Annotated in this window: 22 protein-coding genes and 1 tRNA gene; 18 read left to right on the forward strand and 5 right to left on the reverse strand. The window is 58.4% G+C overall.

Features of this window, described 5'->3' with window-relative positions; all coding sequences use genetic code 11:
• Window positions 1-11: 11 nt before the first annotated feature.
• From tsaE to pstA, 16 genes are all read left to right on the forward strand, one after another.
• Window positions 12-497 carry a tRNA (adenosine(37)-N6)-threonylcarbamoyltransferase complex ATPase subunit type 1 TsaE gene (gene tsaE / locus AFE_RS08910; RefSeq protein WP_009562410.1) on the forward strand — a complete coding sequence of 162 codons (486 nt, stop codon included), beginning with the start codon at window positions 12-14 and terminating at the stop codon, window positions 495-497.
• Window positions 487-2,274: a DNA mismatch repair endonuclease MutL gene (gene mutL / locus AFE_RS08915; RefSeq protein WP_012536842.1), complete on the forward strand. Its 1,788-nt coding sequence runs from the start codon at window positions 487-489 to the stop codon at window positions 2,272-2,274. The genes tsaE and mutL overlap by 11 nt, the downstream gene beginning before the upstream one ends.
• Window positions 2,271-3,218: a tRNA (adenosine(37)-N6)-dimethylallyltransferase MiaA gene (gene miaA / locus AFE_RS08920; protein WP_009562411.1), complete on the forward strand. Its 948-nt coding sequence runs from the start codon at window positions 2,271-2,273 to the stop codon at window positions 3,216-3,218. Before mutL ends, miaA begins: the two co-directional genes overlap by 4 nt.
• A 159-nt stretch (window positions 3,219-3,377) precedes the next feature.
• A complete protein-coding gene (gene ndk, locus AFE_RS08925) occupies window positions 3,378-3,803 on the forward strand; it encodes a nucleoside-diphosphate kinase (RefSeq protein ID WP_009562412.1) in 426 nt (141 codons plus the stop codon).
• Window positions 3,804-4,895 (forward strand): bifunctional tRNA (adenosine(37)-C2)-methyltransferase TrmG/ribosomal RNA large subunit methyltransferase RlmN, encoded by a 1,092-nt coding sequence (locus AFE_RS08930; protein WP_012536843.1) that lies wholly within the window; start codon window positions 3,804-3,806, stop codon window positions 4,893-4,895.
• Window positions 4,892-5,737, forward strand: coding sequence for a type IV pilus biogenesis/stability protein PilW (pilW, locus tag AFE_RS08935; RefSeq protein WP_041646078.1), 846 nt, complete (start codon window positions 4,892-4,894; stop codon window positions 5,735-5,737). Before AFE_RS08930 ends, pilW begins: the two co-directional genes overlap by 4 nt.
• Window positions 5,738-5,748: 11 nt before the next feature.
• Complete coding sequence (locus tag AFE_RS08940; protein WP_012536845.1) at window positions 5,749-6,729, forward strand: RodZ domain-containing protein; 981 nt, start codon at window positions 5,749-5,751, stop codon at window positions 6,727-6,729.
• Entirely contained in the window at window positions 6,719-7,819 is a 1,101-nt protein-coding gene (gene ispG, locus AFE_RS08945) for a flavodoxin-dependent (E)-4-hydroxy-3-methylbut-2-enyl-diphosphate synthase (RefSeq protein ID WP_009564018.1), read from the forward strand. Before AFE_RS08940 ends, ispG begins: the two co-directional genes overlap by 11 nt.
• 35 nt (window positions 7,820-7,854) lie before the next feature.
• On the forward strand, window positions 7,855-9,174 hold the full coding sequence (gene hisS, locus AFE_RS08950) for a histidine--tRNA ligase (protein WP_012536846.1): 1,320 nt from the start codon (window positions 7,855-7,857) through the stop codon (window positions 9,172-9,174).
• Window positions 9,171-9,782 carry a YfgM family protein gene (locus AFE_RS08955; RefSeq protein ID WP_012536847.1) on the forward strand — a complete coding sequence of 204 codons (612 nt, stop codon included), beginning with the start codon at window positions 9,171-9,173 and terminating at the stop codon, window positions 9,780-9,782. The genes hisS and AFE_RS08955 overlap by 4 nt, the downstream gene beginning before the upstream one ends.
• On the forward strand, window positions 9,779-10,966 hold the full coding sequence (gene bamB, locus AFE_RS08960) for an outer membrane protein assembly factor BamB (protein ID WP_012536848.1): 1,188 nt from the start codon (window positions 9,779-9,781) through the stop codon (window positions 10,964-10,966). Before AFE_RS08955 ends, bamB begins: the two co-directional genes overlap by 4 nt.
• Before the next feature lie 11 nt (window positions 10,967-10,977).
• Window positions 10,978-12,327 (forward strand): ribosome biogenesis GTPase Der, encoded by a 1,350-nt coding sequence (gene der / locus AFE_RS08965; protein ID WP_012536849.1) that lies wholly within the window; start codon window positions 10,978-10,980, stop codon window positions 12,325-12,327.
• The gene (locus tag AFE_RS08970) at window positions 12,328-12,723 is read left to right on the forward strand and encodes a hypothetical protein (protein WP_009568669.1); all 396 of its coding nucleotides are present in this window, start codon (window positions 12,328-12,330) and stop codon (window positions 12,721-12,723) included.
• 182 nt (window positions 12,724-12,905) lie between these two features.
• A complete protein-coding gene (gene pstS / locus AFE_RS08975) occupies window positions 12,906-13,994 on the forward strand; it encodes a phosphate ABC transporter substrate-binding protein PstS (RefSeq protein WP_012536850.1) in 1,089 nt (362 codons plus the stop codon).
• Window positions 13,995-14,118: 124 nt separating this feature from the next.
• Window positions 14,119-15,075, forward strand: a complete 957-nt coding sequence (gene pstC, locus AFE_RS08980) for a phosphate ABC transporter permease subunit PstC (protein WP_012536851.1) — start codon at window positions 14,119-14,121, stop codon at window positions 15,073-15,075.
• Window positions 15,075-15,986 (forward strand): phosphate ABC transporter permease PstA, encoded by a 912-nt coding sequence (pstA, locus tag AFE_RS08985; protein WP_012536852.1) that lies wholly within the window; start codon window positions 15,075-15,077, stop codon window positions 15,984-15,986. The genes pstC and pstA overlap by 1 nt, the downstream gene beginning before the upstream one ends.
• A 20-nt stretch (window positions 15,987-16,006) precedes the next feature.
• Here pstA and AFE_RS08990 read toward each other — a convergent pair whose 3' ends face one another.
• Entirely contained in the window at window positions 16,007-16,771 is a 765-nt protein-coding gene (locus tag AFE_RS08990; protein ID WP_012536853.1) for a hemerythrin domain-containing protein, read from the reverse strand.
• 407 nt (window positions 16,772-17,178) lie between these two features.
• Between AFE_RS08990 and AFE_RS08995 the strand changes: the two genes are divergently transcribed.
• Complete coding sequence (locus AFE_RS08995; RefSeq protein WP_012607270.1) at window positions 17,179-17,856, forward strand: thioredoxin fold domain-containing protein; 678 nt, start codon at window positions 17,179-17,181, stop codon at window positions 17,854-17,856.
• Window positions 17,857-17,996: 140 nt separating this feature from the next.
• The gene (locus AFE_RS09000; protein WP_012536855.1) at window positions 17,997-18,755 is read left to right on the forward strand and encodes a sulfite exporter TauE/SafE family protein; all 759 of its coding nucleotides are present in this window, start codon (window positions 17,997-17,999) and stop codon (window positions 18,753-18,755) included.
• Window positions 18,756-18,785: 30 nt separating this feature from the next.
• Here the strand turns inward: AFE_RS09000 and AFE_RS09005 are convergent.
• From AFE_RS09005 to AFE_RS09020, 4 genes are all read right to left on the reverse strand, one after another.
• Window positions 18,786-18,870 (reverse strand) — tRNA-Leu (locus tag AFE_RS09005).
• Between the two features lie 163 nt (window positions 18,871-19,033).
• Window positions 19,034-22,144 carry an efflux RND transporter permease subunit gene (locus tag AFE_RS09010; protein WP_012536856.1) on the reverse strand — a complete coding sequence of 1,037 codons (3,111 nt, stop codon included), beginning with the start codon at window positions 22,142-22,144 and terminating at the stop codon, window positions 19,034-19,036.
• Window positions 22,137-23,456 carry an efflux RND transporter periplasmic adaptor subunit gene (locus tag AFE_RS09015; RefSeq protein ID WP_012536857.1) on the reverse strand — a complete coding sequence of 440 codons (1,320 nt, stop codon included), beginning with the start codon at window positions 23,454-23,456 and terminating at the stop codon, window positions 22,137-22,139. Before AFE_RS09015 ends, AFE_RS09010 begins: the two co-directional genes overlap by 8 nt.
• Window positions 23,453-24,736, reverse strand: coding sequence for a TolC family protein (locus AFE_RS09020; RefSeq protein WP_012536858.1), 1,284 nt, complete (start codon window positions 24,734-24,736; stop codon window positions 23,453-23,455). Before AFE_RS09020 ends, AFE_RS09015 begins: the two co-directional genes overlap by 4 nt.
• Window positions 24,737-24,785 lie beyond the last annotated feature (49 nt).

Raw genomic sequence — 24,785 nt, forward strand, 5'->3', positions numbered from 1 at the left:
CCTGGTATCGGATGCACTGGGATTTCGCAGATGCAGAAGCCTGCCGGGACTGGGGGCGACAGCTTGCCCAGCGCATTCATATCCCTGCGGTTATTTATCTTGAGGGCGATCTGGGGGTCGGTAAAACCACTCTGGCCCAGGCCATCTTAAAGGCGCTGGGCGTTACCCGGAACATCAAAAGCCCGACCTATACCCTGATGGAACAGTATCCGACCCGGATCGGACCGGCTCTGCATCTTGATTTGTATCGTCTGCAAGAGCCGGAGGAGCTGGAATTCATCGGTATCCGTGATTATCTGACAGAACCTTCCCTGTGGTTGGTGGAATGGCCGGAGCGAGGTGCGGGTTTCCTGCCCCCTGCCGATTTGTCACTCACCCTCCGTATTCTGGACAACGGCAGTCACCGTCTGGAATGGCTGGGGCATCAGCCCCATGTTCAGGACTGGACCATTTTCTTGACGCCCGCATCCACCCGGAAAATCTGCCATGGGGAATGAACAGGCACCCCGCGTTCACCGCCTGAATGCAACGTTGGCCAATCAGATTGCCGCCGGTGAGGTGGTGGAACGTCCTGCCTCCATCCTGAAAGAGCTTCTGGAAAACAGCCTGGATGCCGAAGCCACGCGGATTACCATCCATCTGGAGGGTGGTGGGATGGATTTGCTCAGTGTGGAAGATGATGGTGTCGGCATCCTGGCCGAGGATCTGCCCCTCGCCCTGGAGCGCCATGCCACCAGTAAAGTGGCGACCTGGGAAGACCTCCAGGCGATCCAGACCATGGGTTTTCGCGGTGAGGCCTTGCCAGCGATCGCTTCCGTCTCGCGCCTGGAACTCCTCTCGCGGGCGCGCAGCCAGAATCAGGCGGTGCGGCTGCAGGTAACAGGGGGCACGGCTGCCGCTCCGGAGCCCGCAGCCAGGGCACCAGGAACCACGGTGCGTGTGGCTGATCTTTTTTTTAACGTGCCCGCACGGCGTAAGTTCCTGCGTAGTCCGGCCACCGAGTTGTCGCGCAATCAAAGGGTGTTGCGTCAGATTGCGCTAGCCAACTTCCCGGTGGCTTTTCAGCTCATCCAGAACGGCCGTTCTCTTGTGCAATTTCCTACGGCTACGGATGCAGAAAGTCGGGCAGCGCGAGTGGCCGCCATAATGGGGGAAGGCTTTCTGGCCAATGCACTGTATATCGAACAGGAGGATCAGGGCTTGTCTCTCAGCGGCTGGCTGGGCCTGCCCACCTACAACCGCGCTCGCGGAGATGAACAGTATTTTTACGTGAACGGTCGTCCGGTGCGTGATCCGGTGGTTACCCATGCCCTGCGTGCGGCTTATAACGATGTGCTTTTTCAGGATCGTCACCCTCTCTATGCGCTTTACCTGAAGCTGCCGCCCGGGCGGGTAGATGTTAATGTACATCCCGCCAAGGCGGAGGTACGTTTTCGCGACGGCCGCGAGATACACGATTTTCTTTTTCATACTCTGCGACGGGTGATCGCGGAGCAGGGTGGGGCGCAACCCCGGGTTACCGTTCCGGTCCAGCCTTTCTCCCAGGGCCCGACCGCTACCAAAAGTCCTGCTTACGTCCCGACTCAGCGGTCGCTGAGCGCTGCTGTGCAGGAGAGTGCCGGGGCCTATTGGGAACATCTCGTGGCGCCGGTGATGACTTCCGTACCACCCCCTGATTTGCCAGCGGCGCCTACCCACGAACTGGCCCCGAACTACCCCCTCGGACAGGCCATCGGGCAGATTCACGCACGTTTCATCCTCGCCCAGAACAGCGAGGGGATGATTCTCATCGATCAGCACGCAGCTCATGAACGCATCCTCTACGAGAAGATGAAGAATATGTCTCAACAGAATGAGAAGCAGGTGTTTATTATTCCTGAATACGTGCATGTAACTGCGGCGCAAATGGCGCATTTCGGCAAACGACAACCCGATTTGCAAGCCGCCGGGCTGGACATCAGTGTCGCCGGTCCCGGTACCCTGGCCATTCATGCGGCCCCCAAAGCCATCGCGGCCGCCACCTATGGGCAGATTGTCGCTGATCTTCTTGCGGAAGAGCCTGCCTGGGCCGAGGGAGATGGTGACGCCGTCCTCGCCGACATGGCCTGCCGTGCCGCCATCAAGACAAACCATCGCCTCAGCCTCGAAGAGATGAACAGCCTGTTGCGCCAACTGGAGGCCACTCCGCGTTTCGGGCAGTGCAATCATGGGCGACCGACGGTAGTGTATTTTTCCTTGGCCGATCTCGACCGCCTCTTTCTCCGCGGGCGATGATTCCTGCTATTTTTCTGATGGGTCCGACGGCCAGCGGCAAGACCGAACTGGCCGTAAGACTTGCCGATGCGTTGCCCATAGACATTATCAGCGTCGATTCGTTGCTGGTATATCGTCATTTCGATATCGGCAGCGCCAAACCCAGCCTTGCCCTGCGCCAGCAATATCCCCACGCGCTGGTCGACATCCGGGAGCCCGACGAGCCCTATTCGGCGGGCCTGTTTCGGGAAGATGCCCTGCACTGTATTGCTCTGGCGCGGGAACGCGGCCGCATCCCGTTGCTGGTCGGCGGCACGGGCCTGTATTTTCGCGCGCTGGAGTGCGGTATTGATACCTTGCCCCCCGCCAATCCCGCCTTGCGCCAGAGTCTGATGGCGTTAGCAGAGACGGCGGGATGGCCCGCACTACACCAGCGCCTCGCGACCCTGGATCCGGAGGCCGCCGCGGGTATCGCCCCCCATGACCGGCAACGCATTCAACGCGCCCTGGAAATCATCCTCGGTTCGGGGCAGACGATCAGCGGGGCACGTCACTGGCAAGGTACATTCCCCGGTCCGCTCTACAAAATCATCCTGCGTCCGCCTAGAAGCTGGTTACATCAGCGTATCACGCAGCGCTTTGACGTCATGCTGAACGAGGGATTTCTGGACGAAATCGCCGACCTGAGCGCGCGTCACTACGCGCCCGAGTTACCCGCCATGCGCGCCGTGGGTTACCGCCAATACTTCACCTGGCATGACGGCCTCTGTAGCGCCGCAGAGGCTTACCAAGCCGCACTGGCGGCGACCCGCCAACTGGCCAAGCGTCAGGATACCTGGTTTAAGAGGGAATCAGCGCATTATTATCTTGATCCATCCCGCGACGACGCATCATCCCTGCTATTGCAGATGGCCACCCGACCCCGGCAGGGCGAGGTGCATTCCATCGGATGGGACAACGGGTGATGGGCTGGAATGTCGAGGATGTCGACAAGCCTTTCGTCGCCCAGTTGCAGACTTAAAGTTGGCGCAGTCCAGACATCAACGCCGACGCGCCGGATTGCCAGCGAATACGCAGAATGCTAGCCTATGGCCACTCTGACTTTTACCCCCATTGAGGATCTTATGGCTGTTGAGCGCACCCTTTCCATCATCAAACCCGATGCCGTTCAGAAAAATGCCATCGGTGCCATTCTTGGTCGCTTCGAGAAGGCGGGGCTGCGCATCGCAGCCGCCAAGATGTTGCACCTCAGTCGCGATGACGCGGGTGGGTTTTATGCGGTACACCAGGCCCGGCCTTTTTACGGCGAGTTGTGCGACTTCATGAGCAGCGGTCCGGTATTGGTCACGGTGCTGGAGGGTGAGGGTGCCATCGCCAAAAACCGTGATCTGATGGGCGCTACCAACCCCAAGGATGCCGCTGCAGGAACGATTCGTGCGGACTTTGCCGACAGTATTGATGCCAACGCCGTGCATGGTTCAGACAGTGCCGAGACTGCGGCATGGGAAATCAGTTACTTTTTTGGTCAGCGGGAGATTTTTGCGCACTGAATGATGGGCGATTTTTTGGTGGTTGCTCCGGCCGAAAGGCCACACCTGCTGGGACTGGGTCGCCAGTCCCTCGCTAAGTTATTGCGTACCTGGGGAGAGTCCCCCTTTCGTGCCAACCAGATTTTGCAATGGCTGCATACCCGTCAGGTAACGGATTTCGCGGCCATGACCGACATCAGTAAAACCCTTCGCGCTCGCCTCGCCGCAGAAACCCGCATCGACATGCCGGAAATTATCGCCGATCAGACAGCGGCGGACTGCACTCGCAAATGGCTGCTCCGGTTGCCCGATGGCAATGCCATAGAAACGGTTTTCATTCCTGGAGAAGATCGTGGTACGCTGTGCATCTCTTCGCAGGTAGGCTGTTCTCTGGCCTGCAGTTTTTGTGCTACTGGTGCGCAGGGGCTCAGCCGCAACCTCGAAACCCATGAAATTATCGCACAGGTGCGGGTGGCACGCGATTTTTTAGGCCTGGATGCGATCACCAATATCGTTTTCATGGGCATGGGCGAACCGATGCTCAATTTGCGCGAGGTATTGCCGGCGCTGGATTTGTTGCGCGACGATTATGCCTACGGCTTTGGCGCGCGGCGCATTACCGTCAGCACCGCAGGTGTGGTGCCTGGTATGGATCGACTGGGTGCCGAAAGCCCGGTCAATCTCGCGATCAGCTTGCACGCCAGCCGTGATGAAATCCGCGACATTCTCGTGCCGGTAAACCGCCACTACCCGCTGGCGGAGCTGCTCGCCGCCTGCCGCCGCTATCCTTTGCCGCCCCGGCGCCGCATCACCTTCGAATATGTGATGCTGGAAGGAGTCAATGACGCCGACTCCCATGCGCGGGAACTCCTCCGCCTGTTACGAGACATCCCGGCCATGGTGAATTTGATTCCCTTCAATCCCTTTCCCGGCTCAGATTATAAACGGTCGCCACAGGTGCGCATCGATGCTTTTCGCGATATCATCCTGCGCGGTAACGTAATGACGGTTACGCGCCGGCCACGTGGTGACGACATCGCCGCCGCCTGTGGTCAGTTGGCCGGACAGGTACGCGCGGGTCGTCGCAGTATTCCCTTGGCAGTGCATTCATGAAAAGACTTCTGGGACTAGGGGCTGGTGTACTTTTGCTGAGTGGCTGTGGGCTTTTCGGTGGCAAAGGAGCAGGATTGACGCCCGATCAGCAAATGGCTGCGTATATTGCCCATGAACACAAGGCCAACGCTTCTGCTTCTGGCTTCAGGCCGACATCCGCCAACAGCGATAAAGCCAAAGCCGGTATCTACACGTCTCTCGGGACCGCTTATTTGCAGGATGGCCATCCTCGACAGGCGATCCGGGAACTGCAATTGGCGATTGCCGCTAACAGCCGTTATGCCGATGCGTACAATGTCATGGGTCTGGCCTACGAACAGTTGCAGCAGCGTGATCTGGCCCGCAACGCCTTTCGCCGGGCGCTCTCCTTAGATGCAAAAAACCCAGAATACCTCAATAATTACGGCGCATTCCTCATCAACTCCCGTAACTATGGCGAGGCGGTTATCGAGCTGAAACGGGCCACGTCCGATCCGCTATACAGCACGCCGCAGTTCGCGTGGACCAATCTCGCACAGGCCTACGCAGGACTCAAGGACTTGTCGGCGGCACGCGATGCCCTGGACCGGGCACTTTATCTGGTACCGAACTATCCGCCAGCCCTGCTGATGCTTGCCGAACTGGATTACAATGACGGCAAAGCAGATGCCGCTTTCGCCCATTTGCAGGTGGTTCTGGCGCAGGAGCCGGATAACGCTGACGCGCTCTTGCTGGCGGGGCGGATTGCCGCCCTGCAGGGGCGGACAACACAGGCACAGTCCCTTTGGCAGCGCTGTGTGACTGCTTCACCTTATTCCGCAGCAGGCAAGCAGGCGCAGCGACTGCTGCTGCGAAACGGTTGAGACGGTAGGCCATGGATATGACAACGGAAAACGAAATTTCTCAGGACTTGCGGGCGGCAAGGGAGGCACATGGCTGGAGTCTTCGCCAAGTCGCAGAGCGGTTGCATATCACCGAAGCTCAGGTAAAGGGTCTGGAAGACGGTGATTATACTGCTCTGCCTGGAGCCGCTTTCGCGCGTGGTTTCCTGAAGAATTACGCGCGGCTGCTGGGCCTGGATCCCGAACCGCTGCTGAAGACGTATGATGCCTCCAATGAAGGATCGGGGTTGCACCCGTCGGAAACGGTGTTGCCCGCCAGCGAAGGGCCGCTGTTGGATTACAGCCGACGCGTACTGATTTTTTCCGTATTGATCGTGATCAGCGTTATTGCGGTCGCATGGTGGGTCTGGAGTCATCAGCAGCTGCAGGGCCTGCCTGTCACGGCGGTTTCGCCTATGGTGGCCAAACATCCGGCGGCTTCCGCTAAGGTAGTCACCATAGCGCCCAGCGTGTCAGCCGCTGCCTCGGTGCCAGCAATCGGGAACCCGCCAGCGGCACCCGGCCTGCCCGTCGCGCCGGTCCCGGCAACCCGGTCTGCAGCCGTCGCGACGGGTCCTGGGCTGACGTTTCAGTTCAGCGCCGACTGCTGGGTGCAGGTCAAAGACTCCACAGGAAAAACTCTGCTTGCAGTTTTGGGACATCGCGGCGATGTCCTACGCGTCGATTCCGGTACACCGCCATATAATGTTCTGGTAGGCAAGGCCAGCGCCATCACCATCAGTTATGATGACAAGTCTGTGCCTTTGCCCGCCAACGCCTTGGGCGTGGCCAGACTGCAGATCGGCGCCACGCCGATCGTCGCTGGTGTTCCCCCCCACAGTGTCACCCACGTGGTAACCGCCGCTCATGGCCAGGTACCCCCCCCTGCGCTACCGGTAGCCAGCATGACTTCACCACCTGTTGCGGTATCTGGTACCGCAGCCGTTTCCAGCGAGGCTTTCCATGCACCATGAATCTCCCATTCGGCGTCGTAAGACCCGGCAAATTCACGTTGGCAAGGTAGCGATCGGCGGCGATGCACCGATCAGCGTGCAAAGCATGACCAACACCGAGACCCGCGATATCGCGGCCACCGTCGCGCAAATCCGGCGCCTGGAGGCGGTAGGTGCCGACATCGTCCGGATCTCCGTACCCAGCATGGATGCTGCGGAGGCATTCAAGACGATCCGCGCTCAGGTGGAAACCCCACTAGTCGCCGACATCCACTTCGATCACCGCATCGCTTTGCAGGTGATGGAAGATGGTGTCGATGGCCTGCGTATCAATCCCGGAAATATCGGCTCTCTGGACAAAACACGGCTGGTGGTGGAAATGGCCAAGGACAAGGGGATCCCCATCCGTATCGGCGTCAACGCAGGGTCGCTGGAGAAGGATATCCAGGAGAAATATGGGGAGCCGACGCCGGAGGCACTGGTGGAGTCTGCCTTGCGTCATGTGAGCATTCTGGACGAGTTGAACTTTCATGATGTGAAGATCAGTGTCAAGGCCTCCGACATTTTTCTCGCTGTGAGCGCTTACCGCCTGCTCTCGGAAAAGGTGGATTACCCGCTGCATCTCGGTATCACCGAAGCCGGCGGCCTGCGCTCCGGCACTGTCAAATCCGCTATCGGGCTCGGCCTGCTCCTGCGGGATGGGATCGGCGATACCATCCGGGTTTCGCTCGCAGCGGATCCCGTCGAGGAGATTCGTGTCGGCTTCGATATCCTGAAAAGTCTGCACCTGCGTCAGAAGGGGATCAATCTGATCGCCTGCCCGTCCTGCTCTCGTCAGGAGTTTGATGTCATCACCACCATCAATGCCCTGGAAGCGCGTCTGGAAGACATCCTCGAGCCCATGGACGTTTCGGTGATCGGCTGCGTGGTGAACGGCATCGGCGAGGCAAAGGAGGCCGATATCGGTCTGGCGGGCGGTGACAAGCGCAGCATTCTCTACTACCGCGGCAAACAGGTCGACCGGGTGGAGAACAACGATATTGTCGACGTGCTCGAAAAGCGGATTCGTGCGGAAATCGCTGAACGGCAGGCGACGCGCCATGAGGGTTGAGCACGACCTCCCGGTGTTGCAAGAAGGGAGCGGGCATGGCGGGTAAAGAGTTGCAGGCGGTACGTGGTATGAATGACATTTTCCCGGAGGAGAGCGCGGGGTGGCAGGCGTTGGAAGGTGACCTGCGGATGTTGCTGGCGCTCTACGACTACGGTGAAGTGCGTCTGCCTCTTGTGGAATCGACGGAACTCTTTGCCCGTGCCATTGGCGATGCCACCGATATCGTCCAGAAGGAGATGTACACTTTCGCCGATCGCAATGGAGACAGCCTTACCCTGCGGCCGGAGGGCACAGCGGGATGCGTGCGTGCGGCTATTCAGGCCCGGAGCATACGGGGCCAGACCCCGCGTTATTATTACATGGGGCCGATGTTTCGGCACGAGCGTCCGCAAAAGGGCCGCTACCGACAGTTTCACCAACTGGGTGTGGAGGTTTTCGGGCTGCCTGCGGCGGGCACTGATGCCGAGGTTATCGTCCTGTCAGCGCGGATTCTACGGACGGCTGGGGTTACCGCTTCGCTGCAGATCAACTCACTGGGGAGCCCGGCGGCGCGTATCCGCTATCGAACCCTGCTGCTGGACTATCTGCGCCCACGGCGTGGGGAGCTCTGTGCCGACTGTCGGGAACGGATGGAGCGCAACCCGCTGCGCGTACTCGATTGCAAGGTGCCTGCCTGTCAGGAGATCGCCCGCATGGCTCCGCATTTGGTGGATCATCTGGACGAAGACTCCGCCGCTCATTTCGCCAGTCTGCAATCGTTGCTGACCGCGCTCGATATCCCGTATCTGGTCAATCACAGCCTTGTACGCGGCCTGGATTATTACAACCGTACGGTTTTTGAATGGGTGACGGACGCGCTTGGTGCCCAGGGCACGGTGCTGGCGGGTGGTCGTTATGACGGCTTGGTCGCACAGTTGGGTGGCGCTGATACGCCGGCGATCGGCTTTGCCGTGGGCCTTGAAAGACTACTGGCGTTGCAGGCGCTGCAGGGGAGGGGGATAGAGGCGCCCCATCCTTTACTGTTTATCGGCGCACTGGATGATATTGCGGTGGCCCGTGCGTGGCGGATCGCCGAACGGCTGCGGGATGCAGGTATTTCCGTGGTAACCGGGGGCCCCGCTACCTTCAAGAACGTCATGAAGCAGGCGGAACGTTCTCGCGCCAGATTCCAGGCCCTGATTGGCGCAGAGCAAATCGCCGGTGAGCCGCTGATCCTCAAGGAACAGGCCGGAGAAGGCCGCTGGCAGGGAGATCCCGAGGCGTTGTACGAGGGTTTGCGCAGCCTTGGCGTTGATTTCCCGCAGCATGCACCCCATACTGTCCCCAATTTTGCCACAGCCAGAACCTCATCGTGACCGGTCCAGAACTCTCCGAATTCCTTTATCGCCATCGAGTTTCCGTTATCGCGGGCATCATCATTGTCCTGCTCGCGGCAATGGGCTTTTTCGGCTACGAAAAATACCAGCGCCATCAGGTGGAGCGTGCTGCCGTACTGTATAACGAACTGGTGGATACCCTCGTCGCGGGGCAGACCAGTACGGCACGTGCCAGCGCGGATACGCTGGTGCATCAATATGGACACACACCCTACGCCATTTTCGCCCGTTTTTTTCTGGCCCGCATGGACAGCGAAAGCAACCAGATCCCGGCGGCGGAAGCGGAGCTCAACAGTGTCATCCAGGCCAAGAATGCGCCGAGGGGGCTGAAGAGCATCGCAACCCTCAGCCTGGCCCGGCTTTACCTGGACCAAAAGCAGGCGCAGAAGGCTCTGGATATGCTGAAAGCGCCGGATGCGGCCTTCGCCACCCTGCAGAACGAAATTCAGGGAGATGCCTATGTGGCACTTCATCAGGACGGCAAAGCCATGCGGGCTTACCAGGCAGCCATCGCCGCCCTTCCGGCCGCCGATCCTTACCGCAGCTACCTGCAGATGAAGATGGCCAATATCGGAGTGGCACCATGAACCCGCGACATTTCTCCCGCGCTCTCGGGCGCATGGTAGCGCTGGGTGCGGTGGCCACTCTGCTGAATGGTTGTGGTATCCTGTCCTGGTTTCATTCCACTCCTTCCCCCAAGACTCCGCCGCCCCTCGCCAAAGGGATGGATAAAGTATCCTTCTCCACCGAATGGCAGGCCCGTCTCTATGGTATCTGGCAGGTCAATCCCTATCAGGGCACGTTGATTGCCCATGGCAAAGGGCAGATTGTGGTCGCTGACGCATCCGGGCGTCTGGTCAGCTTGACTGACGGTGGTCACCAGATGTGGACGCGCAGCCTGGATGGCCGGACGGCGCGCGGTCCGACACTGGCAAACGGCGTGGTTTATACCGGTACAGACACTGGAAAAGTCTATGCGTTTACTGCAAAGGACGGCCATCCGCTCTGGGCCATACAGTTGAGTTCTGAAGTGCTTACTCCGGTAGTGGCGGCGGGTGACCATCTTCTGGTGCAGACGGTGGATGGGCATCTCTGGGCTCTCGACCCGAATAATGGCAAGGTGCAATGGACATTCTCCATGAATCAGCCGACCCTCATCCTGCGTGCGGTGGCTACGCCAACGGTGCATGACGGAGTGGTGTATGCCGGTTTTGCGGACGGAACGGTGGTGGCTCTTAGCCTGGGGTCCGGTGCAGAGCTCTGGCGGGCGCAGGTCGCCTTACCCCACGGCAGCAATGCATTGGCGCGTATGGTGGATGTGGCCGCAAGCCCGGTGGTTGCGGGAGGGCAGGTCATTACTGCAGCCTATCAGGGGAATCTGGCTGCTTACGCGTTGCAGGGCGGCACCCAGAACTGGAGTATACCGATGTCCGTCTATCAGACGCCGGTGCTGGAGGACGGCCATCTGCTCGTCGCGGATGCCGATGGGCGGATATCCTCCGTAGACCCAGCTTCCGGCAACGTGCTCTGGCGCAATGATCGTCTTAGCGGGCATTATTTGACCGGGTTTGGCCTCTGTGGCGGGAGCCTGCTGACCACGGACAATGCGGGTTATCTCTATGTCATCGATCCACAGACTGGGCACCGCATAGGTCAGACGCGGCTGTCCGATAGCGGTATTCAAAGTACGCCCGTTTGTCTGGGAAGTGGCCAGATCCTAGCCCTCAGTGATGCGGGCACCTTGTATCGAATCCACCTGGCAAAGCGCTAAGGCTCTATTTCATGACTGCTGTTATCGCCCTGGTGGGGCGCCCCAACGTGGGTAAATCCACCTTCTTCAATCGCCTGACGCGCACCCGCGAGGCACTGGTGGCAGACCTCCCGGGTCTTACCCGGGATCGCCACTATGGTACCGCGCAGTTTGAAGGGCGCCAGTATCTGGTGGTCGATACCGGTGGTTTTGAACCGGAAGAGCGGGAAGGTCTGGTAGCGGCCATGGCGGCGCAAACCCGCCTCGCCATCACCGAGGCTGATGCCATTTGCTTCCTCGTGGATGCCAAGGAAGGCCTTTCCACTCAGGATGCGGAAATCGCTCAGGAGTTGCGCCGCGGGGGTAAACCCATCTATCTGGTCGTAAACAAGATGGATGCGAAAGGCGCCGTGAGCGAACTGCCTGAGTTTTATCGCCTTGGTCTGGGTACACCCTATACCATTTCTGCTGCTCATGGGCACGGCGTCGAACCGTTGCTGGAGGCAATCTTTTCCGATTTGCCGACTTCTGAGGATGATACCGCAGACGCGGCGAGAAAGGGGCCGCGTATCGCTATGCTTGGTCGACCCAACGTAGGGAAGTCGACGCTGGTCAACACCATGCTGGGTGAAAAGCGCGTTCTCGTTTTTGACGAACCCGGAACCACACGGGATAGCATCCGTATTCCTTACGAGCGCCAGGGAAAACCCTATGTCATGATCGATACTGCCGGTATGCGGCGCCGCGCGCGGGTCGGCGAGGGACTCGAAAAACTGAGCGTATTGAAAACCCTGAGTGCACTGCGCGAGGCAGATGTGGTGCTGCTGGTGCTGGATGCGCGTCTGGGCATCGCCGAGCAGGATGCCCACCTGGTGGGTGTCGCGGTCGAACTGGGGCGTCCCATCGTGGTGGTGGTCAACAAATGGGATGGCATGACCCCCGAAGAGCGCAAGGCCGTAAAGCAGGAACTGGAAAGACGGCTGGACTTTATTCGCTACGCGCCGGTCTATACCATATCCGCTTTGCATGGTACGGGTGTGGGTGATCTCTATAAGAGTATCGATCAGCTATGGATTGATTCTCGTCGTCATTTCTCCACAGCCGAACTGAACCGTGCCCTGGCCGATGTGATCGAGACCCATCAACCACCCATGGTGGGTGGGCGACGCATCAAACTGCGTTACTGTCATCAGGGGGGAGAGAACCCCATCACCCTGGTGTTTCATGGGAACCAACTGACGCGCCTGCCCGGTACCTACAAACGTTATCTGGAAAGCGCCTTCCGGCGAGCCCTCCATTTGGAGGCTGTACCCCTGCGTCTGGTCTTCCGGCAGGGAGAAAACCCCTACGATCCGCAACCAAAAAACGGGAGACAACATTAAATGAAGGAGCGCATCCCGGGCTGGTGGCGCTGGGCGTTCGCTGCGGTGTGCATTTATACGGCGATCCTGGTCGGAAACCGTTATCTGCCCGTTAGTCCCCAGATGCTCTGGATACGCGCCGGCGAGTATGCGCTGTGGGCCGCCATAACGCTGGGGGCCATCGCCCGATTTTCCCCTGCCTTGACGCCTTACGGCTGGCGGCCGATCACCATCTTCCTGGGCGCGGTACTCTCAGGACTGGAAATCTTTATCGGGACGGGGCCTGACACGAAGGTGCGGGTGGATGAATGGATGACGGCGCTGATTGGTATCGCAATCATCACCATCCTGGCGCGTGTTTTACCCGTTGCTGTTACGCGTTTCTGGTTTGGTCAGGAGGCAGGACGCCGCAGATAATGGTGGATCTGACCTTGGTCCCGATTGTCATAAAAATGACATAAATCTTTCATCAAAGTGTCATACTGCTATGTTAGATTGCCCTTCGAGTTTCGCTGGTGATAGCACTATCGTGCTGTCTGGATGCGGGATGTTCTGTGGATAAGCCGTAAATCAACGTATCTGCCATCTTTGGAGGCCTTATGCTGCATCGCTTGAAGAAAGAAGTAACACGTAGTGTCAAAGGTGCCGTAATTCTGTCCGCGCTGAGCCTTTCTGCCCTGTATGCCCTGCCTGCTTCGGCGGCTCCGACCATCTCGCTGCTGGAAACCGGCTCCACCCTGCTGTACCCGCTCTTCAATCTGTGGGTTCCTGTGTACACCAAGATGAACCCCGGTATTCAGATCACCACTCAGGGCACGGGCAGCGGTACCGGCATCGCTGAGGCGATCTCTGGCGTGGCCCAGATTGGCGCTTCTGACGCCTACATGAGTGATGCTCAGATCAAGCAGCATCCCAATATCCTGAACATCCCGCTGGCCATCTCCATTCAAATGATCAATTACAACGTTCCCGGTCTGAATAACGTGCATCTGAAGCTGTCCGGTCCGGTGCTCGCGGGCATCTACTCCGGCAAGATCACCAACTGGGATGACGCGGCCATTGCCAAGCTGAATCCTGGCATAAAGCTGCCCAACCACAAGATTATTCCGGTGCATCGTACCGATGGGTCCGGTGACACCTTCATTTTCACCACCTATCTGTCTGATACAACCCCTGCATGGAGCAATAGCGTGGGTTACAGTACGACGGTGAGCTGGCCAGCAGTCCCCGGTGGCATTGGTGCGGAAGGTAACCCCGGCATGGTGCAGGCCCTGAAAACGACACCTTACGGCATCGCCTATATCGGCATTAGTTGGAAGAAACCGGTGGAAGAGGCCCATTTGGGAATGGCCATGCTGGAGAACCGCGCCGGCAAGTTCGTACTGCCGACCGTGGCGAACGCCAAGGCTGCGGCGGGTGAGATGGTCAAAAAGACCCCGGCTGACGAGCGGATCAGTCTGGTCTACGCCCCAGGCGCCAGTTCCTACCCCATCATCAACTACGAATATGCGATCGTCAGCAAGACGCAGCCCAATGCCGAAGTGGCTACCGCCATGCGTAAGTTCCTGAACTGGGCTATTGATCCGAAGGGTGGTAATGCGCCACACTTCATTACCGCGGTGAACTTTGTACCACTACCCGATAGCGCTGCGAAGCTTTCCCGCAAGCAGATCGCGGAAATTCAGTAAAGATTGTGCCGGAGCCGGGGCTGTACCCTGGCTCTTCCCATATCCAATGCAGGACTCCTCTGTATATTTTTATGATTATTGATGCCGACTATCCAGATACTCCAGGTGCCGGGAGATTTGTGGGATGAAAACTCCTGTATTCAGGGTAGGGTTGATCGTTACGGCTAGCTTTTTACCACTTTCATTAATTGCATTGATTGTCTTTTTGGTCATTTATTCATGGCCGGCCATTCAGTTTAATCAGCTTCATTTTTTGTGGACGAACGACTGGAATCTGGGGAATCTATATGGTAACCCGGTTGAGGTACGCGGCGCGCAGATCATGCCCGGGGCAAAATATGGTATCTGGTTTCTTGTCGTCGGTACCATTGTCAGTTCGATACTGGCCATGTTGATAGCGATGCCCGTAGCGATCGGGGCGGCATATTTCCTGAGTGAAGGTGTGCGCAGATCCTGGGCCGGCCCGTTGTCTCTTTTCGTCGATTTACTGGCGGCCATTCCCAGCGTCGTTTATGGACTATGGGGATACGCCCTGCTGGTACCGCTTTTTGGCCAGACGATTTTTCCCTTTATGGCCAAGACGTTTTCTTTGATTCCGTTCCTCGGCGGTGAGCCAGGGAGTGGCTATGGGCTGCTTACCTCGGCCTTTGTGCTGGCGGTAATGATCATTCCACTGATTTCTGCCACCCTGCGCGAGTCCATCCAGATGACGGAACCGGCTTTGAAGGAAGCGGGTCTGAGTCTGGGCCTGAATCGCCTGGAGGTTTTCTGGCATATCACCCTGCCCAAATTGAAGACAGTGTTGATCGGAGTGGGTATTCTCGCCCTGGGCCGAGCCCTGGGAGAAACCATGGCGGTTCTGATGGTCAGTGGCAATGCGTTGAATTATCTGCCCAACAATATTTATGCGCCGATCTCCACCATGGCCGCATTTATTGCCTCACAACTGGATAGCGCACTACAGGATCCGACGAATATGGCCGTTGAGGCCCTTTCGGAAATTGCCCTGGTGCTCCTGCTCATTACGGTGGTAGTGAACTTTGCAGCGCGTTTACTGCTGTGGATGGCGAGGGTACGCTGATGGCCAGCAAGGCAGTTGAAAACGGCATTACCACCATATCCCGCGCGAAGGGCTTCAAGGTATCTTTATACCGGCGCGCGATGTCCGCATTCGCCTGGTTGTTCGTGGTGTTTTCGTTTGTTTTTCTTGCGACAATGTTTATTTCCATTGTTGGGGATGTGGTCGTTCACGCATGGCCGGCGTTGACACCAAAATTATTCACGGACATTACCAATGGTATCGGTGGTGGTCTCAAAAATGCTATCGAAGGCTCCGTTGTCATGTCCGTCGGGGCGTTGCTTCTGGCGGCACCGATCGGCATTTCTGCCGGAATATACCTGAGCGAGCATGGGCAGGGCGGAGCCGGAAAAATGCTGCGTTTTCTTTCGGATGTGCTGGTCGGCATCCCGTCCATCGTGCTGGGCTATGTCGGCTATATCACCATGGTCATTTATCTGGGTTGGCAGTTCTCAGTAGCGGCGGGAATCATCACCCTGACAGTGATGTTGCTGCCCTACATCGCCCGCTCCACCGAACTGGCGATGGCCAATATTCCGCTGGCGGTACGTGAGGCTGGTTACGGCCTGGGTGCGGGCGAAGGGCGCGTAGCGCTGCAGATCCTCCTGCCAGGCGCGGCACCGGCGATCATGACGGGGCTTTTCTATGCCGTCGCGCTGTCCATGGGAGAAACGGCGCCGCTCCTGTATACGGCGGGTTGGTCCAACTACATGTGGAATGGACACTTTACCAAAGAACCCATCGGCTACCTGACCTACGTCATATGGACGTTTATCAACGAACCTTTTGCTGAATCTCATATGCTCGCATTTGCGGCGGCTTTTCTGATTACCGGGGGCGTGCTGATCCTGATCCTGACCGGTCGCTGGTTGCTGATACGCGGACAACGTCGCATGGGCGTTTATCAGGGATAAGAAGGTTGGGGTGCGACCGCTTACCGGGCGCAACCGGGGAAAATCCCGTTGACTTGCTGATCCTCTGCGCCCGCCAGCACCTCTTTGGAGAGGGCCAGGAACTCGGCAGCGCGACCCCGGTCGCTATTGTCGGTGGTTTGCCAGATAGGGAAGAGGGTGTTTTCTTCGCGGTTTTCATGTTTGGCCAGGGATCCGGATAGCACTGCGCAAATGGCGGGCAACATACCATAATCCTTTTCCATCAACGTCTCTTCCACCAGCTTGGACTGGATGATGATGCTGTCGTGTTCAAGGAGCATGTCCGCAAGTGGACCTTCTATCTCTCCGCCACCCAAAGTCGGACCGAGGATATTGTTTTCCAGATGGACGTGGCGGCGGAGACCGATCCAGTAATCGCTGAAGAGGGTTTCTGCATCTGTGATCCGATTTTGGTTGGCGGCAGCCAAAATGTCAGCAAACTGGCGGTCCAGTCGGTAGTGATCCCAGGTCAGTAGGTCTACCACATCCTTGGCTTCCGCTTCGGCGCGGGGTCGTATGTCTATCTGCCAGAGCTTGCCATCCGTTTCAAAACGCCAGGAGATGGCGTCACGCAACTGAAAAGCCACTGCCCGCATCATGGCACTGGGATCCGTGTCCGCCAATACCCGTACCCGCTGCCCTATTGCCAGGCGGGTCGTGGCGGCGTAAATCAGCGGTTGCGCCACCGCGTAAGGCATGCCACATACGTCGATCATGTTCTGGGCCGAGACTGTGGGTGCGGGCGATATTGCTGGTTGAATTGACATGGTGTGAAGTCCTTGATAGTAAGTTCGGCGGTGCCTGGGACGGCAACAGGCCCTAACTTATGGTGCGTCTGCAGGGAAAGGCACGCCAGACCGTCATGATGAAGCCTGGAGACCAGGATTGCAACACGGGTAAGCGCGTCCGTCACCGGACTGCGTTCCCTGAGCGTGAGGAGTGCGGTATATGGCCTCATATGATAGATTACAGCTTAGCAGTTGGCACGTGCCGGGATCCGTAAGGTTGTGTTGGGGCTTCATTCGTACGTTTCTGATTGCGGATATTTCTGTCCGTATCGTGCCGCTGATGCCTTCGGCCTTTCGGGATCGGGGCCGAGTATGATATTTGAGCGCCAGAAAGGCGCTAAATCAAACTTATTTCGCTTATCTTACCTGAAATTAGGCAGAAACTAATGTTTAAAAAGTCACTGGTGATCATGGCTCGTGCATTATTGGCAGCGTGGTTGGTATCGTCTATTTCGGCTTGTGCAAAAAAAACACCTGCGTCGTCCACATCCACAGAAAGCGCGGCGACCGCTACTGCAACGTCCAGCATGGCCGCCGTACCCGCTAAAATGACTCCGAGCGATCTCTGGAAACTGATGGGGAAAAAACTTACCTATATCCAGGAGGGCCACCATGGACCTGTCGTTTACGATTTTACGGATACAAATTGCCCATTTTGTCATCTTATATATGTGGTCGAAGCCCGTCTCATTCGAGAAGGAAAATTGACGGTCCGCTATGTTCCTGTCGCTATAATAAAGCCCAGCAGCATGCCGGAGGCTGCTGCCATATTGCAGGCTGATAACCCTGTAGCGGCCTTGCAAAAGGCCGAAGACGCCATTGATAAGGGCATGAAGACAGGCAAGCCAGCCAAGCTCGCACGTGCTACGGACGCAATCGGCAAGGCGTCACCAAAAACCATCGAGGCGATCAAAAAGATAGAAGCAAACAATGTGTTCTTGCAGGAAGTGGATATCGACGAGCTCCCGGATATTATCTATCTGCCCAAGAAAGGCAAGCTTGGGCTGATAACGGGATTGATAAGCGAGAAGAAGCTCACGGAACTGCTACCGCAAATGCAATGACCTGAACAAAAATGCTGCCATCAGGCTGCCGTCTCCAGATCAAACGCAGTGGGCTCGTGCGTATCGACGTCCGTATGGTGGACTTTGGAATTTGGCGGAATTTCTTACGCCATTTTAACCAGGGTTGATATAACCTCACGATGCAATCACTCAGCACAGTATGGTGGGTCCTTCCTGGTTTGTTCCTTGCCGGTATAGGTGCCGGATTTATCAATGTTCTGGCGGGGGCGGGGTCCATGCTGACCCTGCCTGCACTCATTTTCGTGGGCCTTGATCCAATCGCCGCAAACGGCACCAACCGCATCGGCATCCTTTTGGAAAACCTCACCGCTGCGCGCACCTTTTACCACCATAACCTGGTGGATCTGAAAATGGGAATAAAGCTGGCGCTATGGACGTTGCCGGGCGCCATGCTGGGCGCCATTGCCGGTATCCATATCGGCAATCTCTGGTTTCAGCGTATATTGGTGGTTGTACTGGCAGTTAGCACTGCCACAATGTTTCTTCCAAAAATTGTTACCGGAGAATCCACACGTCCAGATGGTGATGCGTCGCCCTGGCTCTACCCCACGCTGCTCGCTCTGGGGTTTTACGGCGGCTTTATGCAGCTCGGTATCGGTTTTCTCTTTATCTTCGCACTGCGCCATTTTCTCACCAGAGATCTCGCACAGGTAGCTGCTTATAAAACCCTAATTATCGCATTGTACACCTTGCCGACTCTCGTTATCTTTGCCTGGATGGGGCAGGTTCACTGGGGTGCGGGCATCGTCATCGGTATGGGTGGTATGATTGGCGCGAGACTGGCTACGAGGCTTACCATGAGCCGCCGCGGAAAACTGTGGGTCAAGGTAATAATGGCGATAGTCATACTTGCGATGGCTGCCAGGCTTTGGGTTTGACAGATTCGTGTAACCAATTGATTTATAAGATGGTGCCCAGGGCCGGACTCGAACCGGCACGGCATAAGCCGAGGGATTTTAAGTCCCTTGCGTCTACCGATTTCGCCACCTGGGCAGGGCCGCGGCAACAGAAAGCAGAATTTGCCTGCTCCCCGTCCGGAGGCCGAAAGGATAGCACAGCCCCAGCGGCTTGGGCAGAGGTTAATTCTGACATTTGGCGCGTAACCGATTGGCAGTTTAACGGGCTCTGCGTTCTGAGCGGGTGAGTTACCTTATCCTCAGTGCAGGCCCAATCGCCGCTTCTGCCATAGCGCATAAAGGGCAGGAATCACCAGCAGCGCAAGCCATGCGGCGCTGAACATACCACCCACCATGGGGGCGGCAATGCGCTTCATCACATCGGCACCAGCACCATGGCTGAACATGATGGGCAAGAGACCACCCACTACCAGGTTGAAGGTCATGGCCAGAGGCCGCAGACGCAGCATGGTCCCCTCGATGACGGCAAGCCGAAGGTCGTGCCAGGTCTGCAAAGTACCATGTGCCTGCCGCCGGAGGAGGGCCTGATCCAGGTAAAGCAGCATTACCACTCCGAATTCCACCGCCACCCCCGCCAGGGCGATAAAACCCACTGCCACCGCCACCGATAACTTGTAGTTCAGCCAGTAGATGAGCCAGAAGCCTCCAACCAGGGACAGGGGCAGGGTGAGCAGGATGATGGCCACCTCCACCCAGTTCTTGAAGTTGAAGTAAAGGAGCAGGGCGATCAGCAGAATGACGGCGGGAATGACCAGTTCCAGGCGCTTGGCGGCTCGCTCCATGACCTGATACTGGCCTACCCAGGAGAGTGTGTACGCACCCGGGAGATGAATGTCCTTCGCAATCGCGGCCTTGGCGCGGGGTACATAGGCACCGATGTTGGTGCCGGGCTTCAGGTCGATGTAGATCCAACTGTTCAGTCGACTGTTGTCGCTGGTGAGCATAGAGGCTCCACCCTCGATATGCAGATCGGCGACCTGGGCGAGAGGGATTTGGGCACCGCTGGGTGTCGCGACCCGGCTTTCCATCAATGCGGCCAAGGATTGCCGCAGTGCCCGAGGGTAACGTAGATTCACCGGGAAGCGTTCCAGCCCTTGTATCGCGGTGGTCAGAACTTCACCGCCAATGGCCGTCTCCACGAAACGATTCACATCCGCCACCGACAGACCATAGCGGGCGGCCGCGATGCGGTCGGTATGAACGACGATGTACCGGCCGCCCGTGATTCGTGCCGCATAGGCGCTTTGGGTGCCAGGTACCTTCTGCAAAACCGCTTGAACCTCTTGCCCCACGCGGTTCAGAGTATGGATGTTCCGACCGGCCACCTTGACGCCGAGGGGCGTGGTCAGCCCAGTGGTGACCATGTCTACCCGGTTCTTGATGGGTTGCGTCCAGACATTGGACAGACCTGGAATGCGCAACGCCTCGTTCATTTTATTTTGCAGTTTGTGCATCGTCATTCCGACAGGCCACTCATCCGGCTCTTTGAGGGTGACGGTCGTATCAAACATGGACAGTGGTGCCTGATCCGTCGCCGTCTGGGCTCTTCCCGCCTGACCAAAGACCGTTTTCACCTCGGGAAAGGTCTTCAGGATGCGGTCCGTTTGCTGCAGGATCATGGCCGCCTCGCCGATGGAGATGGCGGGGTCCTGGAATATGGGCATGTAAAGCAGCGATCCTTCATTCAGGGGCGGCATAAACTGCGAACCCAGACGATTCCAGGGGTAATAGAGGGTCGCGGTGAACAGCAGGGCGATGATCAAAACGGCCCGGGGTGCGCGCAGAACAGTATGGATCACTGGCCGGTAGATAAAAGTGGAAAGTCTGTTCAGCGGATTCCTGCTTTCGGGGAGGATGCGACCGCGGATGAACCAGGCCATGAGAATGGGCACTACGGTTATGGAGAGCATGGCGGCGGCCGCCACGGAAAATGTCTTGGTGAAGGCGAGGGGTGCGAAGAGCTTGCCTTCCTCACCGCCCAGGGCGAAGACCGGCAGAAAGGAAATGGCGATGATGATCAGCGAGAAAAACAGCGCCGGACCAACCTCTGCCGCCGCAGCGGTTGCCGCCGCCCAGGGATCGACGCCAGGGGTTTGCTCCAGGTGCTTATGCATGTTTTCGATCATGACCACAGGGGCATCCATCATCACGCCGATGGCGATGGCGATACCGCCCAGGGACATGATGTTGGCAGGGATGCCCATGGCCCACATGATGAGGAGGGCGGCCAGTATCCCCAGTGGCAGGGCAACGAGGGCCACCAGCGCCGAACGCGCGCGCAGCAGGAAGAGCAGAGAAATGAGCGCCACCGCCAGGGACTCTTCCAGCAACTTGCCGGTCAGGGTATGAATGCTGCGCTGGATGAGGGGGGCCTGGCTATAGGTGGTGACGACCTGCACGCCCTTGGGCAGGGAGGGCTGGATCTCTTTCAGCTTGCGCTCGATCTGATGGATGAGGGTATAGGCGTTGCCACCCTGGTTCATCATCACGATTCCGCCCACCACCTGACCCTGGCCGTTGAGATCGGCGATGCCATTGGGCAACTGTGGCCCCAACTGTACCCGAGCGACCTGACGCAGCGTAATGGGCACGCCGTCGCGCACCCCCAGCGAAGCATCCTCCAGGTCTTTCAGGGAGCGAATATAACCAGACGTGCGGACGATATAGCTCGCCTCTCCCATGTCCACCACCGAGCCGCTGGTCTCCCCATTGGCGGCACGGATGGCGGCCTCCACTTCCGGCAGAGTCAGGTTGTAGGCGAGGAGTTTCTGGGGGTTCACCACCACCTGGTACTCCTGCACCATGCCCCCTACCGTGGCCACCTCTGCGACGCCGGGGATGCCCTGCAGCTCGTATTTGAGAAACCAGTTCTGCAAAGTGGTGAGTTGGGCGAGATTCAACGTCCCGCCGGGATCGCTGAGGGCGTATTCGAAGATCCAGTCCACCCCTGAACTGTTCGGACCCAGGGCCGGTGTGATTCCCGGCGGCAGCTTGGACTGCACCTGGCTCAGGTATTGGAGTACCAGATTGCGGGCTTGATAGATGCTGGTGCCCCCTTTGAAGAGGACGTAGACATAGGAGTCCCCGAACATGGAATAGCCGCGCACGGCCTGGGCGCCGGGCACCTCCTGCAGGGTGGTCTCCAGGGGATAGGTCACCTGATCCTGAACGATCTGCGGGGCCTGACCCGGATAGGAAGTCTTGACGATGACCTGGGTGGGCGAGATGTCCGGGAGAGCCTCCAAAGGGATATTCATCACTGCCAGCGTACCGCCGGCGATCAACACCAGAACGGCGATCACGACCAGCAGGTAGTTGGCCATGCACCAGCGCATAATCGCTTTAATCATGAGCCTGCCCTCCCTGACCCATGTTCATCCCGGCCATGGCACTCTTGGTAGGCGCCGTGTTACCTCCCAGCATACGGGCCTTGACCGACTGGAACTGAGACTCGGAATAAAGCAGGAACTGGGCGCTCTCCACCACCCTGTCACCCGTTTTGAGTCCCTTGTCGACGGCTACCCAGCCGTCAACCTCTGGCCCCAGAGCAACCTGGACCGGCAGAAAATGTCCATCATGCTCCCCCAGCATCACATAATCCCCCTGAGCGGTATGTAATACGGCACTGCTGGGTACGGCCAGAGCCTCCTCGGGGCTGGCCACGATGGTGGCGTCGGCGTACATGCCGGGGCGCAGGTTCCCGCCGGGATTGGAAAAGCTCAGCCGGGCCGTCACCGTCCGGCTTTTAGGATCGAGGGTCGGGTAGAGAAAATTCAGGCGGCCAGCCCAGACTCTGCCGGGATAGGCTGGCAGATGCAGGCGTACGGGATTGCCAGTTTTCACCCAGGGTAACTGATAGGAGTAGAGCGCCACATTGACCCAGACCCGGTCGAGATTGGCGATTTCATAGACATTGCTCTGCGGTGAGACATAACCACCCTGGCGCACATGGAGGGTCTCGACCACCCCGGAAGCGGGCGCCAGGAGTGGCACGTCCCGCTCTGCTGTGCCGCGCCGGGCGAGTGCGGCGATTTCGTCTTCGGGCATGCCCAACAGTCTTAACTTAGCCCTGGCTGCTGCCAGCAATGCCGGGTCTTCCGTCGCTCCGCCCCGGCGGCGGGCAATGAGATATTCCTGTTGCGCACCATACAGTTCGGGAGAATACAGTTCAGCAAGTACCTGGCCGCGCTGCACGGGGTCGCCTACGGCGCGGACATTCAGGTGTGTCACCCAACCGGAGAAACGTGGAGTAACGGAATAGACGCGATTCTCGTCCACTGCCACGGTGCCCACGGTGTGGATCGCGTGGCCCATCTGACGGCGCTGGACATTCACGAGGCGCACTCCCAGGTTTTGCGCGAGGCGCGGATCGACGCCGAGGCCGGATGTTTTTTGCGCGCTCGGACTAGAGGCGTACACCGGTATATAAGGCATACCCATACTGTCCTTCATGGGGTGATCCGAATGAATCTTGGGGTTCATGGGGGCAGCCCAGTAGAGGATACGCCGTCCCTTGAGCGTGCTTTTCGGAGAATGGATTGCATTGGAGTTGTTGACGCCAGGCGCGGCGGCAGGGACTCGCAGCCACCACACCGCGCCCGCCCCAAGGGCTACGCCAAGGACGAGCAAGCCGACACCGATGATCCCGTTGCGTGACTTCATGGTCGTGCCCCCCCTTCGGTGGTGAGGAAATCCAGTTCTGCGGCGCTGAGGGCCAGATCGCGGCGGTATTGCAGGCGGCTGAGGGCGTAGTCCAGCACCTCCTTCTGGGTACGCAGCACCGCGCTCAGTTCGGCACGTCCTACGGCGTAGGCCGCGAGTGTTGCGGAAAAGGCGTTTCGTGCGGTGGGCAGCAGGCGTTGATCAGTACGCTCCAGCTCGGTCTTGAGTGCCACATAACGGGCAAAGTTGGCGCGCACCTGTTGGATCATGGCCAGATGCTGATCGTCGTAGCGATATTGCGCCCGCAGGGCCCTGGCCCGGGCGGCGGCAACGTCCTGGTCCTGGCGGTTTCCCGGAAATATGGGTAGGCTCAGGTCAACCCCCGCTGACAGCCAGTTGGGACTGCCGGGGTAGAAATCCTGACCATAATCGACGCTGACCGTGACTTCCGGCCAATAGCCACGTTTGGCCACCTTTACGCCCACTTGCGCCGCGCGGGTTTGCGCCTGGGCGGCACGCAGGAGGGGTTGGCCGGAGAGGCGGGCTTCCGCCTGAACCAAGGTAATCGGCGGCGACAGGTTCGGCCATTGATGCTCTATGGATGGCGGTTTCGGGAGGTTCAGGATCTGCGCGATTTGCGCCAGATCGCTCGCCCGCTCCGCTTGCAACTTGCTGATATCATTGGCCAGGCTGTCACGCGCCAGTTGGGCTCGGAGCACATCGGCCTGGGACCCTTGAGCGGACCGATAGAGCGCCAGCGCCGCCTGTACGCTCTCTGCCTGTAACTGTTCCTGATGCCGGATCGTTGCCTCGGCATCTTCGGCATAGAGGGCTTGCAGCCAGGCGCGGCGCAGTAACAACACCAATTCGGCCGACTGGCCGCGCAGGGTATCGGCGGCCGCCTGGGCCTCGACCCCCGCCTGTTGTCCTTTCAGTCCCAGTTTGCCAAAAGAGGGAAAAGTCTGACTCAGACCCACGCTCAGCATGCTCATCTGCTGCTGGTTCATGGAGAAGCTGTTGAGGGGTAGGTTCGCAGCGCCGAGATCGAGATGCGGATCGGGTAGTTGGGCTACCGCTACCGCCTGGTGCCGTAATTCCACAACCTTCTGCTTTATGGCGCCAAGACCGGGATTTTTCCCCAGGGCAATCGCCTCCGCATCCTGCAGGCTCAACGGCGCGGCACTGGCATGCGTCGTCGACAGGAGCAATAGCACTCCGGCCAGGAAGCAAATTCCGCCCCACGCAGGTGGGGTCAAACAACCACGAATAGTCGTATACATGTGATATCTCCATGGCATATCAGTGACATGAATCCCCTGTTCACAGAGG

It is taken from the genome of Acidithiobacillus ferrooxidans ATCC 23270 (assembly GCF_000021485.1).
In the GTDB taxonomy this organism is placed as follows: Bacteria; Pseudomonadota; Gammaproteobacteria; order Acidithiobacillales; family Acidithiobacillaceae; genus Acidithiobacillus; species Acidithiobacillus ferrooxidans.